Origin of the sequence: Enterobacter sp. CPE_E1241, from assembly GCF_045618265.1 — a bacterium.
GTDB lineage: Bacteria > Pseudomonadota > Gammaproteobacteria > Enterobacterales > Enterobacteriaceae > Enterobacter > Enterobacter adelaidei.
Genome location: NZ_JBIWYV010000001.1, coordinates 55,719 through 72,456, shown reverse-complemented (window position 1 = coordinate 72,456; position 16,738 = coordinate 55,719). Strand labels below are relative to the sequence as shown.

Sequence of the window (16,738 nt, the reverse complement as noted above, 5' to 3'; positions counted from 1 at the left end):
TACTCATTTCTTAATATCCCCATCTGTCTTTATAGTTACAGATGTACCATCTGGTAAATTTCGGCATTGTGCACCAATACAAGCACCAGCACCACGATTATCAGAAGATGTGATGGGCCTAACCGAAGCGCCGGTGCCACCTTCTTTAAACATTGCCGGCGGATATTCATCTCTATCCATACCTTTCACTGGGGGTGTATCCTTTAATGACTCCCGCCGTCTCTGAGCTGCACCGCCACGATCAATAGTTAAAACAGCTGGCTGCCCTGCAGCCTGAGCATCTTCAATATGCTTAGCAGATTCGGGGTACTTCGATTTATTAATAATTATTACCTTACCTCCGGCCCCCTGGACAATACCATCATCATCTACCACCCCCATTTTCAGAGGATTAATTGGATAAACTTTTAATGGGAAATTGCCGTGTTCTTTCTCAATTTTCTCTTCATCATGGCCAGGACTCAGCGTGTTATTCTCAACCGTCGTCTTGCCCGCCTGAGCCGCCGTTAACGCATTCGCGCTGCTGTCTCCCACCAGCCCGCCAGCCAGGCCAGAAGCCAGTGTCGCCAGCGCAGATACCGTCTGTTTATCTTCCTCGCTCAGTTCGCTGACCGGTTTGCCAAAGCCGTCAACCGCAATCTTACCGGCCAGCTTGTCTACCGCAATTTTACCGACAAGCTCACCCACCGCCGCACCCGCTGCAGCGGACGCCGCATCTCTGCCGGAAGCCGCTGCAAGCGCGGCGTTGACAACCGCATGGGCCAGCACGCGTCCCTTAAGATCCGTATCCGGGATGGCATTCGCGATGGCATTGGCGATATACGGCGCGGAAGCGCCCGCAATCGCGGCTTTAATGTCTCCGCCTGCCAGCGCCTGAACCGCTGCCGTTGCTGCCGTGATGGCCCGCTGGGTGCTCTGCCCCGTACCCATACCAGACTTGTTAAACGCTTCGTTATAGAAGGTCTGGTACATCTGGTCATGAATCGCCTGATCGGTAATCTCTTTACCGTCTTTTTTCAGCTGGCTGATGGCGGCGTTACGCGCATCGCCGCCAGCGGTTTTCATCTTCTCGTTGGCCGCTTCCGTGGCCGCAATCTTGCCGTTGGTGCGCGCAATATCCGCAACCTGATTGCCGATATCGCCAATCATCTGCGCGGTTTGCAGGCGTTTCTGCTCTTTCTCTTTGTTAAAGATCGGGCCGATGCTGCCGTTGGCATGGTCAGTGTCACGGCTGAGCGTGCTGACGTCCTGCTTCTGGTTAGCCTGGTCGCGAACAATGATAGCACCGTCGGCTACCGCTGACTGCGTGGTCCCTTCAGCATGGCCGCTGCCGCCCATTCCTGCCAGCATTGTGCTGGCCATGTTGCTAACCAGATTACCCGCAACCCCGCCGCCAGTACTGAAGCCCACACCCTGATGCTCAACCTTATACTCCGCCTTATTGTTGATGTCCGTAAAGCCCAGCGTGCCGGTCTCAAGGCGGTTTTTGTCTGCATCAGCACGGCTGGCAATCACCGCACCGTCCAGCTGCGTATGGTTGCCAACGTTAATATCAAAGCCGCCTTTGCCTGCGAAGATCCCGGTCTGCTCCTGCACCGAGTCGTAGTTGCTCTTCATCTTATCGCGGCTGACGCTAAAGCTGCCGCTACCGCCGCCCGCTCCCCAGGTGTAGCTTGCACCCGCATTCATGCTCTGCTGTTTGCTGTTGTATTTGTCGCTATCCTGCAGGCTGCTGAGGGTCAGGTCGCGCCCGACATCCGCCGTGACCTTATCGCCGTTGACCTGCGCGCCTTTAAGCACCGTATCGCGGCCGCTGGTCAGGCTGACGTTCTGTCCGGCATCCAGCGTCGTTTCGTTCCAGGAGGTTCCATTGCCTTTTTCGCTGCCTCTGGCGGCGTTTACGCTGGCAGAGACGGTGATGCCCGCGCCATTCGGACCGGCGGTAATACCGATCCCGATTGAGCCACCCTTGCTGGAGTTACTGCCCGTCAGTTTATTGGTGTCGGCTGCACTCGTCAGGTTGATATCCTGAGCCGCATTGAGCGTCAGATCCTTGCCAGCCTTCAGCTGACTGCCCGCCACGGTAATATCACCGCTGTTGGCCGTTTTTCCCTGACCTGTCGCCGTGATGGCGAGGTTACCCCCGGCATTCAGCGTGCTGCCTGTCGTTTTATCCTGCTCCGAGTGCGAGGTGGATTTAGAGGACTGTCCGCCAATGGAGGCCATCACGCCAAACGCACCATTGCTAGTGGGGTCGCTGCCGTTAGTCGCTTCAGCGAGACGGTTGGCCTGCACGGCCTGAACACCCGACAGCGCCGCTTTGGTCGCCTGCAGAGCGGCGAGACGGCCATCGCTCTGGTCTTTCACCGCCATTGCCGTACTGGCCGCAGTGTTCACCGCGTCACCCACCGCGCCGGAGAGGGCAATCGTCAGGCCACTGCTTTTCTGCTTGAAGGTTTGATCGCTGGTGAGCCTGTCATGACCCGGCTCGATCGTCACGCTGTCGCCGCTGAGCGCCATATTTTTGCCAGCCACCAGATCCGCGCCGCCGACATGCAGCTGATTACCGGCGGCAATATCAACGCTCCCCCCCGTCGAGCCCACCGTACTGAAGCTCTGGCTCTGGGTAGTCCCTTTCTCACGAAGATCCTGGGTGCTTTTACTGCTGCCGATGGTAAAACCAATCCCGCCCGAGCCCATCAGGCCGGATTTTTTCTCTTCCTTAAAGCGCCAGGAGGTATCGCTGTTAGTGGCCGCTACGATATCGACGTTGTTGCCCGCCTTAAGCTTCACGTCGCCATCGCCCGCCACGGCGGAACCGAACACCTGCAGGTTATTGCCCGCCACCACCTGCACGTTGTCGCCGCTCAGCAATGAGCCGGATTCACGCGTCGCGCTGTTCTCCTCGATAGTGTGGGTGGTTTTCTTGCTCAGGAACCCTTTTTTGGTTTTGGTCTGCTCTTTGTAGTGATAATCGCTTTCGGTTGCGGTATTGAGATTGACGTCGCGGCCCGCCGCCACGCCGATATCGCCCTTCGCCGTCACCTGCGCGGCTTCGGTAGTGACATCGCGCCCGGCGAGGATTTGGGTATCACCACCGCTGGCGATCTCGGTTCCCTGCTGGCGTACCGATTCGTTGATGACGGTTTTCTTGCCTGACTTATAGCTATCGCCCTGCGTGGTCTCTTCCGCCGCCAGATTCACGTCGCGGCCCGCCTGCAGCCCGACGCTTTTCTCCGCCGCCAGCGCGGCGGCCTGGGCGTTGATATCCTGCCCGGCCTTCAGCACCAGGTTATCACCTGCGGAAATCGTGGTGCGGTCTAGCCCGGTGCTGTGGGACTCGCTTTTCCCTTTACGGCTGCTTTCGCTGGTCTGTGCCGCGTTCAGATTGAGATCGTTGCCCGCGCTCAGCCCCGCGCTGCCGCCCGCCTTCAGGTCGCTGGCGGTCACGTCAAGATTATGCCCAGCGTTCACCAGTAGGTTGCCGCCCGCGGTGACGTTACTGCCCTGATACGTGACGGACGAACGGCTGGTTTTCTCCCGGCTGGAGCTGAATGCGTCGTTGATCTGATTCGCGTTGACGGCAATATCGCCCCACGCGTTCAGCAGCATATCGCCGCCGGAGGCCAGGTTCGCCCCGGTGACGGTGATATTTTTCCCCGCCTCAAGCGACAGGCCGTCCTGCGCGGAAATGGACGCCGTGTTGCCCAGCAGGGTGTCTTTCAGGCCGATCTTGCCGTACTTCCCTCCGGCGTTGATATCAATCTGCTCAACCTGGGTCAGGTTGTTGATGCTGCCGTCCAGGCTCTCCAGCGCGACCGTTTTGCCGCTGATGGTGGAGCTGATGTTATTGATATCGCCGATGGCGCTCAGGTTCAGGTCGCCGCCCGCTTTCATCAGGCCATTGTTGAGGTTGCTGATGCTGTTCTGGCTGTCGAGCGTCAGGCTGTTTTTCGCCAGCAGCGAGCTGCCGCTGTTGGTGATGTCGCCGCCCTTCAGGGTAACGTTGTTACCCGCGATCACGCTGCCGTTATTGACGGTGACGTCCTTCGGCGACAGGTAGAGTTTCGGCACCATCACGGTTTCGCCGTTGACGGTGGCTTTCTCCCACCACAGCAGGCTGTGATCGAGTGCGGCAATCTGATCGGCGGTCAGCGAGACGCCAAACTGCAGGCCCAGCGACTGCTGCGCCGCCGCGGCGTTGTCCATCAGATAGCGCATCTGATCCAGATCGGAGCCGATGCCGTTCAGGTAGCGGTTACCGGTCTGGTTGAGCACCACGTTGGAGACATAGCGGGTATCGAACGCCGCATCGCCGAGGAAGCGGTAATCGTAATCCGGGTTCAGGTTGAGGCGGCCGAGCATGTAAGACGAGCCGAGGAACTGCTTCTCGTCGGTAAACGCCAGCCGCGTCTCCTGCGGCGCCGTGGACGATGGTTTGACCCCGAGCATCGCGTTCAGGTCGGCAAACAGGGCGGGATCAAGCTGTCCGAGACCGTTCAGTTTCGGGTTGATGCTGATCAGATACGGGCTTTTCGGATTGTCGGAGAAAACAAAATAGCCGTTGTTGCCCGACGGCAGCGGGTAAGCGCTGGTATCGACGCGCTGGCCCTGATAATGCCCGACGGTACCGCCCTGAGCGGTTCTGAGATCGGCAGTGGTGACCCCGGCATTCGCCAGCGCGCCCAGCTGGCCGAGGTTCGCGTTGCCTTTCTGCGTGGTGCCAATGTTGCTGAGAGGCGTGCCGGACGCGCCGCCGTTTTCCAGCGCACCGCCACCGTTAAGCTGCTGCAGCGCCCCCTGAAGCTGATCGTTCCACTGCGGCGAGTTCACCGCCACGGTGCCGGTATTGCTCAGCCCCTGTTTTTGTACGCCGCTGCCGACACTCTGGTTGCTGAGGGTGTTCAGCGACGGGGTGGAGATGACGTTGCTAACGCCGCCCGCGTTCGCAGTGGTATTGGTGTTGCTGATGTTACTGGTGAAGTTTGCTGTGACGTTACCGCCCGCCTGGATGACGGCGCGGTATGCAGCTCCATCAGTAGTAAATTCCGTCTTATGTTCACCTAACCGATAAGGAACATAACTGCGGTATTTTAATTCATCTTCATCCCACCAATACCATTTATTATTACTAAGCTTCTCCAATGGTTGCCAATAATCACTACCACAATCCTGGTAGAACCATTCACAACGATAATTTGCCTCAACATATTCAACTTTACGCCCACCTTCTGCGGAAAGGTTATTTAAAGTTGAACCGGAGAGTGCTATATCCCGTCCTGCAAGGATATTGCTAGCTTTGTTTTCCATTGAGCCAGCATTAATATTAATATCGCGCCCAGCGGCAATGCGAGCCGCACCCCCGTTAGCTGAAACCTGAACGACGGAATCACTAAGAATAAATCGTCTGGTATCTTCGCCAGACAGACGATATTCGATTACATCACGACAGTGTTCATTCATTGCTCCCGTGCAATTTTGCCATGAATGATAAACAACCTGCTCTCCATTGTTCTTCCATTCCTCCAGGCTAATTTCAAAATCCGGCTTATCTTTCACATAATAAACACGGCTCAGATACTTAGACGTGTCGGGTAAAGCATTCGAGTATTTATTTTCATAGCTACTGATATTCAGTCCATCACGTTCATTCAGCAAATGCCCCGTTCTGATCCCAATATCGCCATTCTGCGTCTCAATATTCCCTGACGTATTCACCACCTGGCTGTTGGCATTGCCCGCCGCATCCCGCTGCATCCACAGGTTGTTCCCCGCCATGATGTCGCCGCGCTGGTTGGTGATGCTGTCGGCAAACAGCGCCAGATTATTCGCAGCGTACAGCAGCGCGGTGTTGACGATGGCGCCCGGCGCGCTCAGGGTCAGCGAGCCGCGCGTGCCGGTGAAGCCGTCCACGGTAATATTGCTCCGGCTGGCAACGGTGATGTCACCTCCGCCCTGCACCGAACCCGCGGCATTCAGCGCCACGCTGCTGCCGGAGAGCGTACTCGTGCCGCCGCCGGTGGTGATTTGTCCGTTGTTGCTGAGCTGCCCGCCCGCGTTCAGGTTGACCGCCTGCCCCTGCAGCACGCTGCGGTTATCGATGTCGCCGCCGCTGTTGATGGTCAGGGTTCTGCCTGCCGCCACGGCGGTCCGGCTGGTAAACGCGTTCGTCAGCTGCAGCGTTAAGTCCCCCAGGGACACCAGCTGGCCGGTAAGGTCCAGCCCCCGGCTCTGCAGCCACAGGTTGCCACCGCTCAGCAGCTTGCCGCCCGCGCTCTGGGTTACCTGGTCCGCGCCAATATTCAGCTGCGTGTTGCCGAGCAGCGTGCCGCTGTTGTTCAGCTGGCCGTAGTTAACCGTCAGCTGTCCCGCCTGGGTGGTGCCCTGGCTGGCGAAGGTGGTGCCGGTCAGGGTGGCGCGATCGGCCACCCACGTGCCGCCGTTGGTGGCGTTTGCCGCATTCAGGATCAGGTCGGTGGCCTGCAGCCAGCCGGTGCCGGTGAACTGCGGCGTGCCGAGCGTCAGGCGCGCACCGGAGAGGAGCCTGCCGTCGTTACGCGCCTGGGAGGAGGCGGTCACGCGCGTCTCGCCGCCGCCCTGGATCAGGCCGTAGTTAAACAGCGTGGGCGTGGTCAGCGTCAGCGCATCGCGGCTGACGATTTCGCCCCCGCTATTGTTGGTCAGCGTCCCGCTGAGGGCCAGCGTCGCGCCGTTATCGCCCTGCAGACGTCCGCTGTTGGTGAGCGCCCCGGTGGTGATGCCGAGCGTGCCCCCCTGCATTTTGCCGTCGCTGGTGACGGAGGCCGCCGTGACGTTCAGCGCCCCGCCGGACAGCAGGGTGCCGCCAGACTGCTGGCTGACCGCGCCGGTCTGGCTGAGGGTCAGGCCATTCACGCCGCTGATGGCGCCGCTGTTGCTGAGCGTGCCGCCTGTCAGCGTCAGGTTTTTCGCCGCCCACTGCCCCTGGTTCGCCAGCGTTGCGGCCTGCAGCGTTGCCGCACCCAGCGCGGTGATCCTGCTGCCTGCGGTTCCGGTGAGCGTATCGGTCAGCGTCATCTGCAGCGCGTCGGCGCTCTGCACCGCGCCGCTGTTGGTGAGCGACCGGGCGTTAAGCAGGATGTTCTGTGCCTGCCAGCTGCCGGCATTGGTCACCGTGCCGGATGTCATTGTCAGGGTGCCCTGGGTAAGCAGCTTACCGCCTGCGCCGTTAATCAGTTCCTGCTGCGGCGCGGCCATTGCCATGCGCGCCATCAGCCGCTGCTGCCCCTGCAGGGTCAGGCTCTGCAGACCGGTTAAGGTACCCTGGTTGTTAGTGCTGTTCTGATGCAGCGCGAGGGTGTTCCCCTGCACGGTGCCGCTGTTTTTAAGCGTGCTGCCGCCGAGCGTCACATCGCCCTCGCTGAGGAGCTGCCCGCGGTTATCCAGCGTCTGTGCGGTGATATCCGCCCTGCCCTGGCTCATCAGCGAGCCGGTTGAGGTCAGCGTGCCGCCGGTCGTGGCCGTCAGCGTTCCCTGGCTGAGCAGAGACCCGCCGTGCGTCCAGTCGCTGGCGCTGATGTCCGCGCCGTTCCCCTGCAGCGTGCCCTGCGTGGTCAGATGGCCTGCATCCAGCGTCAGCATGCCGCCGGAGAGGGTGCGCGAGGTCGCGCCCGTGGTCAGCGTGGTGCCGGTGAGCGCCAGACCGTTCGTTCCCTGCATCAGCCCGCCGTTGTTCATATCGCGGGCAGTGAGGGACAGCGTACCGCCCGTGATGCGCCCCGGGTTCGCCAGGGTGTCCGCGGTGAAGGTGGTCGTGCCGCCGCTCTGCAGCAGCCCGGTATTGGTTAACGCCCCACTGAGCGTGCCGCTGAGTCCCGTCTGCCCGTTTACCGTGCCGCTGTTGGTGAGGGCGGTGCCGGTCATGCCCAACGTGGCGCCCTGCAGCGTACCGGCGTTCGTCAGCTGTCCGCCGGTCAGCGTGAAGCCGCCGCCGGAGAGCCATTTACCGTTCAGCTCGTTGATAAAGCGGTCGGCGGTGACGTTAACCGCGTTGCTGCCCTGCATCAGGCCGCTGTTGCGCAGCTCAGTACCGCCTGCTGTCAGCGTTTTGCCCGCCACCGTGCCGCTGCTGGTCAGCGTCGTTGCGTTAAGTGCAGCATCTTCGGTGGCAACGATGTTCCCCGTATTGGTCAGGGCCTTGCTCAGGCCCAAATCCAGGCTCTGCGCCTGAATATCGCCCCGGTTCGTCAGGTCGCTGCCCCGCAGGGTGAACCCGCCGTTCACCAGCAGCAGACCAGCGTTATCGAGCGTGTCGAGGGATAAATCCAGAGGGCTGCCGCTCACCAGTTGCCCGGTGGCGCCGTTGCTCAGCGCGCGGGTGGTCAGCGCCAGCGTGTCGTTGCCCTGAAGAATCCCGGTGTTGTTCAGCTGCGCAGCCTTCACCGTGAGGGCTTTCCCGGCCAGCTGGCCGTCGTTGAACAGCTGCGCCGCCGTCAGCGTAAACAGGTTCTGGCTGAGCAGTGCACCTGTGTTATCCAGCCTGCCGGTCGTGGAAAGGGTCAGGCCGTCCAGCGTCTGAACGCTGCCCTGGTTATTCAGGCTCCCTGCCTCAAGCGTCGCGCTGCGCGCCTGAAGGCTGCCCGCGTTGCTGAGGGTTTGTCCGCTCAGGGTCAGGGTTTCGCCTCCCGTCACCTGCCCCTGAGCCTGGTTCGCGAAGGTGTTCCCGGACCAGGCCAGCGTGCTGCTGCCCTGAAGCAGGCCGCTGTTCTGCAGGTCACCCCGCAGGGTCAGCACTTTCGCCAGCAGCTGGCCACGGTTATCGCTACTGCCAGCCTGGACGTCCAGCGCCAGCTGGCTGAGCACCTTACCGCTGTTGGTCAGCATGCCGGTCACCGCCGCCGTCACGCCCGTTTCCCCCAGCGCGTTACCGGTATTAATCCACTCGCCGGTAGCGAGGTTCAGGGTGTTGCCCTGCAGCAGCCCGGCGTTGTTCAGGGTGGTGTGGTGCAGGTCGAGCGCGCCGCCGGAGAGTAGCATGCCCGCCTGCTGGTTGCTGAGCTGTGCCCCTGTCGCCGTCAGGGAATGTGTCCCCTGCAGCGTGCCGTCGTTGGTCACCGACGCGCTGTTAAACTGCGCGTCGGTACCGGCCATCAGCCCGCTGTTCGTCAGGCTGGCGGCGGTCAGCGTCAGGCCGTCCCGGGCAATCACCCGCCCGTCGGCATCGTTGCTGGCCTGGCGGGTCAGGTTCAGCAGCAGCGCGGTGGCGCTGAGCTCGCCGCTGTTGCCAAGCGTTTCACCGCCGAGCGTCAGCGTTCCGCTGCTGCGCAGCGCGCCACGGTTAGTGAGGTCTGTTACGCCGAGCGTCAGCGCCAAGTCCCCCTCGACGGTGCCCTGGTTCTGCAGGCTGTCCGCCGTGATGTGCAGGTCGCTGGCCGCAATATTGCCCGCATTAGTAAACGCAGTGCCGTTCAGGGTGAGCCGGTCGTCCGCCAGCAGGCGTCCGGTATCGGTGTTGGTCAGGCTGAGGTAGTCGCTGCTCAGGCTGACGCCGTTGATTTCGCCCTGGTTTGTCAGCGTGTCGCCCCGGAGGCGCAGCGCGCCGTCGGTGGTGATAAGCCCGCTGTTAGCCAGCGTTGGGACGTTCAGCGTTAAATCCTGCGTGCTGTAGACCGATCCGCCCGCGAGGTTTGTGAGTAACCCGGTCTTCAGGCCGAGCAGGGTGGTCCCCTGCAGCAGCCCGCTGTTCTCCACCGAGGCAGCGTCCAGCGCCAGCGTACCGGCAACCAGCGTACCGCTGTTGGTGATGCGTTCAGGAGCCGTCAGGGTCATGCGGTCCGCTTTTGCGACGCCGGACTGGAGGATGTTCTGTCCGCTGAGCGCGATGGCGCTGGCGGTAAGCTCTCCGCCGCTGTTCAGGTCGCCGGTCGCGTTAAAACTCAGCGCGTTACCGGTGGATTTCCCGGTATGCGCAATCGCGCCCGCCGTCACCGACAGGGCGCCCTTCGCCGCCTGCGTGCCGTTCAGCGCGGCATTCTGCGCCTGCAGAGTGAGCCCCTGCCCGCTCTGCAGATGCGCATCCTGGCCAGTGGTCAGGTCGCCGGTACTGACGGTGACTGCCCCCGCCGCGTCCGTCTGCCCGTTCAGGCTGGCGCTGCGGGTCGCGGTAATCTGTACGTTACCCTGGCTGGTGGTATGGGACGCCTGACCGCTGGTCAGAGTACCGGCCTGCGCCGTCAGCGCCGTCGCGCCGGAAAGGGTGCCATTCTGTTCAAGCGCGTCTGCCGTCACGCTCATCGCGCCGTCAGCCAGCAGGCTGCCGCCGTTACGCAGGGTCTGCTGCACCGTGACGTTTGCATTGCCTTTCGCGCTCAGCGTGCCCCGCTGCTCCAGGGTTCCGGCGCTTAACGCCAGGTTGCCGACACTCTGCAAGGTGCCGCTATTGGTAACCGTCTGCCCCTTCAGGGTGACGTCATTACCCTGCACCGTGCCGCCGTTTGTCAGCTCTCCTGCGTTCACGTCAAGGTGGCCTTTCGCCGCCAGCTGGCCGCTGTTGGACACACTGTTGCCGGAGAGCGCAATGTCGCGCCCTGCATTCACCTGCCCCTGGCTACTGACGGTGCTGCCCGTCAGGCGGACATCGCCCGTGGCATCGGCCCGGCTCTGGCCGTCCATCACCAGCTGTCCGCCGCTCAGGGCCAGACTCTCCCCTGCCGAGACCGCACTGGCCGTGGATGTCAGCGTACCGCCGCTGCTGAGCGTCGCGCGGGTATCGCTACCGCTGCGGGTATTCGTCAGCGCGATATCCTTCCCGGCCGCCACGCTGAGCGCGCCTTTGCTGGTGACGCTGCCGCCGCGCTGCGTCAGGCTGCCGTCGGTGGACAGCGTAGTGTCGGCCTGACCCGTCAGCGTTGCATCCGCAAGCGCCATTCCCTGTTTGCTCGTGACGGTTAGCGCCCCACCCTGTGCCGACACGCCGCCGCCGTTTACGGTCAGGGTATCTTTACTGTCCAGCGTCGCCGCGCTGCGGGAGACCAGGGAGGTATTGCTGAGCGTCATCCCCTGCCCGCTGCTCACCGACAGCGCGCCCGCGCTGTTTGTCCCGCCGCCCGTCGTCTGCACTTTCCCCGCAGCGGAAAGGCGCATATCGCCCTGGCTGGCGAGCGTGCTGTTATTGAGTTCCACATCCTGCGAGCTGGTTACATTCAGCGCGCCCCCGGCCTGATGGCTGCCGTTGAGGGTCACCCCCGCACCATTTGCGGCGATAGAACCGCTGGCCAGACTGTTGGTGACCGTCAGTTTCCCGCCCGCGTCCAGCTGAATATCGCCCTGGCGCGCATTCAGGTTACCGAGGTTCACCCCCACGCCCGTCTCGCTGGAGACCAGGCGGATACGGTTGGCATACATCCCACCGAGCGCGCCGGTATCCACCGCCACCACGGGCGCGGCGCCCTCACCGGCAATCGGTTTGACGCTGCCGTCTGCGCCCACGCGGTTCGCCCCTGCCGTTACCGTCAGGTCGTTCGCATGTATCGCGGCGTTCACTTCCGTCGCGCGCGCAATCAGCGTCAGCGCGTCACTTTTACTGGCATCCAGCCCCTGGCCTTCAACCGTGATGGCGCCTTTCGTCACCTCCAGCGCCTGCAGGTTACCGCTGGCGTCGAACTGCGGTTTCCCCGTGGTCAGGGTGACGTTCGGGGTGTTGATAAATCCGCACCCGTTACAGGTGATGCCGTACGGGTTGGCCACCATGACGTTTGCCGCCTTGCCGGCAACTTCCGTATAGCCCTGCAGTTGGGAGCGGTTTGCCCCCGTAACTTCGTTGATGATGCCTTTCGCTTCCCGCCCGGCCTGCAGGTTGGGGTTGTTCTGGATAAGCCCGCCGAGTTGGGTCTGGGTTAAACGGTCCGTACCGTTGTTGAGGATAAGCCCCTCTTTGCCGACGTTATACTCACCGAACTGGTTATGCGAAATACCCGCCCCGTTCGGCGTAGCAATGTTGACGACCGGCACCCCGTTCCCCGCCCGATCGACCGTGGTTTGCCCGGTCGGCGTAAGCGCCGCCGCGACGGCAGGTGCCATCGGCTGCCAGACCATCAGGCCGCAGACAATCCAGCTGATCAGACGCTGCGAGAAACGAACGGGTGGGTGACGGGTATCCATAGTCGTAGAGTCTCTTAAAGCATGAAGGCAATGCGCCAGTTAACGCTCACATGATCCGGGCCGAGCCAGTCGGGATAGTGCAACGGCGTACCGACCGAAATCTGGCTGCTGTACCAGCGCCCTGCGCTGCTCAGCCCCACCGAACCACCCCATAACGTGCCGGAGGCAAAGCGGTCCTGACGGTCTTTTTCCAGCCAGCCGCCGTCAACGGCGAGCGTTGCGCTCACCGCACCAAGCACCGGGAGGGTGAAGAGGGAATACCCCAGCTCGTTACGCCAGTAGCCGCCGTTGTCCCCGGACAGGTACTGCTCTTTAAAACCGCGCACGGAGCTTTCACCGCCGAGCGTCAGGCGCTCGGAGCCGTAAAGGCGGTCGGGAGACCACTGGCCGTAGGCGCTGGTCAGCCACCAGGCGTTACGGGTAATCGGCCGCTGGAAGCTGGCGTTCAGGCTCCATTTGCGGAATTCAGCGCGCGGCATATCCCCGGACTTATCTTCGTCGGTTTCGGCATTGAACCACGGCATACCGTGGCTCCAGGTCGGGTTGAAGGTCGCCACACCGCCCAGCATTTTTTGCGTGTGGGTAATTCCCAGGACCAGGCTGGAGAGGTTACGCGTGCTGCTCTGAAGCGGCGCGTCGTTAAGCCAGTTGCGGCTGGAGCGCTGAACCACGCCTGCCGCAATGCCGGTTTTGACATCCCCGTTGCGGAAGACCACCCATGACGCGTTAACGCGGTGGGTTTTGGTATCGCCCGTGGAGAGCCAGTTGAACCCCTGGTTACTGATGGTGGTCCGGTAGTTACTCCAGGCGTAGCTGTAGTCCAGTAATCCGTAACCAAACGGCACGCTGACGCCCGCCTGGAAATTCTGTGCATCGTACGCGCTGGCAAAATCACTGCTGCGCCCGCCGCTGACAAACCATTTATCCGCCAGCCCCAGCATATTATTGGCGGTGAGCACGCCACTCAGCTGATCTTCCCCGGTACTCTTCTGCCCGCTATTATCCAGGCTTACGGATGCACTTAAGGGAAATTCCGGTTTTGCCGTGAGATTAACGATGGAATATCCGGCCTGCGTCCCCGGAAGAATTTCGATCTGAACCGGTTCGGTGCGCAAACGGTTAATTTGCTCCATGCCCTGTTCGATGTCGCGTAAATTAAGAATGCCCCCCACCCGTCCCGGAAACGCCATTTTCAGCATACGCGGCGTTTCGCCTTCCAGACGGATCGCTTCCAGTCTGCCTTCCAGCACAACAATATTCAGCTGGCCGCCGGAGAGATCCTGCTCGGTAAGAAAAGCCCGGCTGGTGATATATCCCCGGCTGATATACCAGTCAGAAATATGGGCGAGAAGTTCCGTTATTTTCGCCATATCCAGACACCGCCCCTGCCACGGTGCGACAAGGGTCTGACGGGTTTTCGGGGAGATTAAGGTCGCACCGGAAAGGGTAATGGTATGAATGGTGAAACAGGGCCCGGATCCGGTAACAGGTAGCGGTCTGGCAGGCGCGGGGCGAGGAATACTGCGCTCCAGTTCTTCACGCTGTTGCTGGTTTTGTAATAAAAGCTGCTGCTGTTGCTGTTGAATGGAGTCGCGATCGGCTGGCGACAGCGGCGCAGCATTTGCGCTCGCTAAAAAAAACACAGCTAATAAGATAGCAGCAGCATAATTTACTAATGAAATTATTCTATTTTTTATTCCGGAGCTATTCATCCATGCCACAAAAATGTTCGAAATTATTATTTTAGTAATATAAGAGTATTCCTAAAGTGAGTATATGTGATTTACGTTAGGGAACCTAAAATAAATCTTTCTTTCAGAAAAGTGAGAAGGGTATTAAGAATAAATACGAAATGATTTAACTAACCCTTAAATCTTGAGTAAGCCCTAATACACTAGCAGTGAAGACGGAAGGTTTTTCGCCATTCCGCCGGGCTGACCCCAAAACGCGCTTTAAACTGCTGGCGATACGTCACCGCCGACACAAATCCCACCTGTTCTGCCACGCGTTCAATCGGTATATTTCCGGCTTCCAGTAATATCTGACTGCGTCGCAACCGTTCCGCAGTTAGCCAGTCGGCGACGCTCATCCCCGTAGCGTTAATAAAATGGCGGGTCAGGGTGCGGCGGCTCATGGAAACCACCTCCGCCAGCGAGTCCAGATTATGCGGCTCGGTAATGTGCTGCTGGAGATAATCGATCAGGCAGTTAATCCGCGCATCGCGGGTGTCTTTTGGCACCGGCTGGGCAATAAACTGCGCCTGTCCGCCTTCACGGTGCGGCGGCACAATCATCCGCCGGGCAATCTGGTTCGCGACCACGCTGCCAAAGCGCTGGCGGATAATGTACAAACAACAATCCAGCGCAGCGGCGGTGCCCGCTGAAGTGATGATGTTGTCGTCATCCACGTAGAGGGCGTTGATATCCAACTGAACGTTCGGGAAAAGCAACTGGAACTGGTGCTCAAACTCCCAGTGCGTGGCCGCACGTTTGCCGTCGAGAATGCCCGCATAGGCCAGCACAAATGATCCCAGACAAAGCCCGACGATTTCCGCGCCGTTGTCTCTTGCCTGCGCCAGGCTGTCGAGCAGCACCTGAGGCGGGCGTTCAAGGACATGCTGCCAGTAGGGAACGACAACAATATCGGCCTGACCAATAGCGGTGTAGTCCTGCGTGGCGTTGAGGGCAAATCCGTCTTTTGAGGTGAGAAAACCCGGCGTTTCGGCGCAGATCGTCACGTTAAAGCGCTTTTCACCGGATACCGTATCACCAAACAGAATGCAGGGAACGGAGTAGTGGAACGGGCTAAACCCGTCCACCGCAACAATCGCGACGTTTACTGGCGGCATCTGTCTCTCCCATCCCCTTTAAACACTCAGAATATAACGCTTTCGCCATCCTGTGGAATGCTCAGCGCATCACTGAACTGGTTGGCTTCGGCGTACTCACGCAGTGCGTGGCGGGTTAACAGGCAGTGGTTGATCGCCTCCATATGGACCGCCACAATCTGTGCCTGCGGCAGCAGGAAATGGACGTTCAGCACGTCCTGCTCGCCCATGATAATCGGCCCGAAACCCAGCACATGCGCGTAACCGGCATTCAGTACTACCACATCCGGCTGGTGTTTTTGCAGATCGGTCGCCACCTCTTCGCGCCAGATGGTATCGCCTGCGATGTACAACGTCTTCTCATCAGGATGGCGCAACACCACACCGCAGGCTTCGCCCAGACGTTCTGCCAGCTCTGGCACCGCATAAGCACGATCGGTACCGTGCTGGCCACCGTGGGTCTTCGTGATGCGGATATCGCCAAAGCGAGTCTCTTCGGTCATCACCGTCAGGTGGGTAAACCCCTGGGTGCGCAGCAACGCGGCGTCGCTGTCGTTTTGCACGTAGACCGGTTTGTCTTTGGCGATCAGCTCAATGGCCGTTTGATCCCAGTGATCGTCATGGGTGTGGGTGACAATCACGGCATCGGCATCCAGCAGCGTTTTTACGTCAACGGGCAGGTCGACCATCGGGTTGCGAATGTCTGCACGCGCCGTGCCCGGAAAACCGGGATACGCGCCTTTTGGTGCCAGCATTGGGTCAATTAATAAACGTTTTCCGGCGTAGGTAATCAGCTGAGTGGCATTGCGAATTTGGGTGATGTTCATAGGGTATCCTCCGGTTGGTGTGATAAGGAGAATAGCCAGAGGGGCAGTTTTGCGATGTGGGCTAAAGGGCAATGATCGATGGAATCGGGCCAATAGGAAAAGGCGGGTTTCCCCGCCAGCATGCTTACCAGCCTGGTACCGCCCCACCGTTAAAGATCGTCTCCGCCGCTTTCGCCACCTCAGGTGACTGATACGACTGAATAAACTCCTTCACGTTTTCTGCGTCTTTGTTGTCTTCACGCGTCACCACAATGTTCACGTACGGTGAATCTTTGTCTTCGATAAATACGCCGTCATGCACTGGCGACAGCCCGGTTTGCTGGAGATAGGTGGTGCTGATGATGGCAACATCAACTTTCGGGTCATCCAGCACGCGCGGCAGCTGCGCCCCTTCCAGCTCCATAATTTTCAGGTTTTTGGGATTTGCCGTGATATCCAGCGCCGTCGGCAGCAGGCCAACGTCTGGCTTGAGGGTAATCAGCTTCTCTTTTTGCAGCAGCAACAGCGCGCGGCCGAGGTTAGTCGGGTCGTTCGGAATAGCAATGGTCGCGCCATCTTTCAGATCGGACACGGATTTGATCTTGCGGGAATACCCGGCCATCGGGAAAACAAAGGTGTTCGCCACGGCGACCAGTTTGTAGCCGTGCGCCTTGTTATCTTCTTCAAGGAATGGGCGATGCTGGAAGACGTTGGCATCCAGTTCACCGTGGTTGGTGGCATCGTTGGGCAGCAGCGACCCGCTGAAGCCCACCAGCTCCACATCCAGGCCATATTTCTCTTTCGCCACCTTTTTGGCAACTTCCGCCACGTCCTGTTCGGCGCCATTGATGACGCCCACTTTAATGTGCTTAACATCATTGCCACTTTGGTCACAACCCGCCAGCAGCAGGCCGGTCAGAAGAAGCACACCCAATCGGAGTTTCACGATACAGTTCCTTTTGATAAA

General features: G+C 60.1%; 5 protein-coding genes. All 5 read right to left on the bottom strand.

Annotation, left to right across the window (positions count from 1 at the left end; genetic code table 11):
* Positions 1 to 3: 3 nt before the first annotated feature.
* Positions 4 to 12,138: a contact-dependent inhibition toxin CdiA gene (gene cdiA, locus ACJ9Y9_RS00315; protein ID WP_032666854.1), complete on the bottom strand. Its 12,135-nt coding sequence runs from the start codon at positions 12,136 to 12,138 to the stop codon at positions 4 to 6.
* Between the two features lie 14 nt (positions 12,139 to 12,152).
* Positions 12,153 to 13,850 carry a ShlB/FhaC/HecB family hemolysin secretion/activation protein gene (locus tag ACJ9Y9_RS00310; RefSeq protein ID WP_152546597.1) on the bottom strand — a complete coding sequence of 566 codons (1,698 nt, stop codon included), beginning with the start codon at positions 13,848 to 13,850 and terminating at the stop codon, positions 12,153 to 12,155.
* 182 nt (positions 13,851 to 14,032) lie between these two features.
* Positions 14,033 to 14,986: a GlxA family transcriptional regulator gene (locus tag ACJ9Y9_RS00305; protein WP_028017819.1), complete on the bottom strand. Its 954-nt coding sequence runs from the start codon at positions 14,984 to 14,986 to the stop codon at positions 14,033 to 14,035.
* A 26-nt stretch (positions 14,987 to 15,012) separates the two neighbouring features.
* The gene (locus tag ACJ9Y9_RS00300) at positions 15,013 to 15,792 is read right to left on the bottom strand and encodes an MBL fold metallo-hydrolase (protein ID WP_028017818.1); all 780 of its coding nucleotides are present in this window, start codon (positions 15,790 to 15,792) and stop codon (positions 15,013 to 15,015) included.
* A gap of 124 nt (positions 15,793 to 15,916) precedes the next feature.
* Positions 15,917 to 16,717 carry a lipoprotein NlpA gene (gene nlpA / locus ACJ9Y9_RS00295; protein WP_028017817.1) on the bottom strand — a complete coding sequence of 267 codons (801 nt, stop codon included), beginning with the start codon at positions 16,715 to 16,717 and terminating at the stop codon, positions 15,917 to 15,919.
* Positions 16,718 to 16,738: the final 21 nt, after the last annotated feature.

Excerpts from the sequence above, each read along its gene's own strand:
- ACJ9Y9_RS00300 (WP_028017818.1), bottom strand. The coding sequence starts at position 15,792 with ATGAACATCACCCAAATTCGCAATGCCACTCAGCTGATTACCTACGCC.
- ACJ9Y9_RS00305 (WP_028017819.1), bottom strand. The coding sequence starts at position 14,986 with ATGCCGCCAGTAAACGTCGCGATTGTTGCGGTGGACGGGTTTAGCCCG.
- ACJ9Y9_RS00310 (WP_152546597.1), bottom strand. The coding sequence starts at position 13,850 with ATGAATAGCTCCGGAATAAAAAATAGAATAATTTCATTAGTAAATTAT.
- cdiA (WP_032666854.1), bottom strand. The coding sequence starts at position 12,138 with ATGGATACCCGTCACCCACCCGTTCGTTTCTCGCAGCGTCTGATCAGC.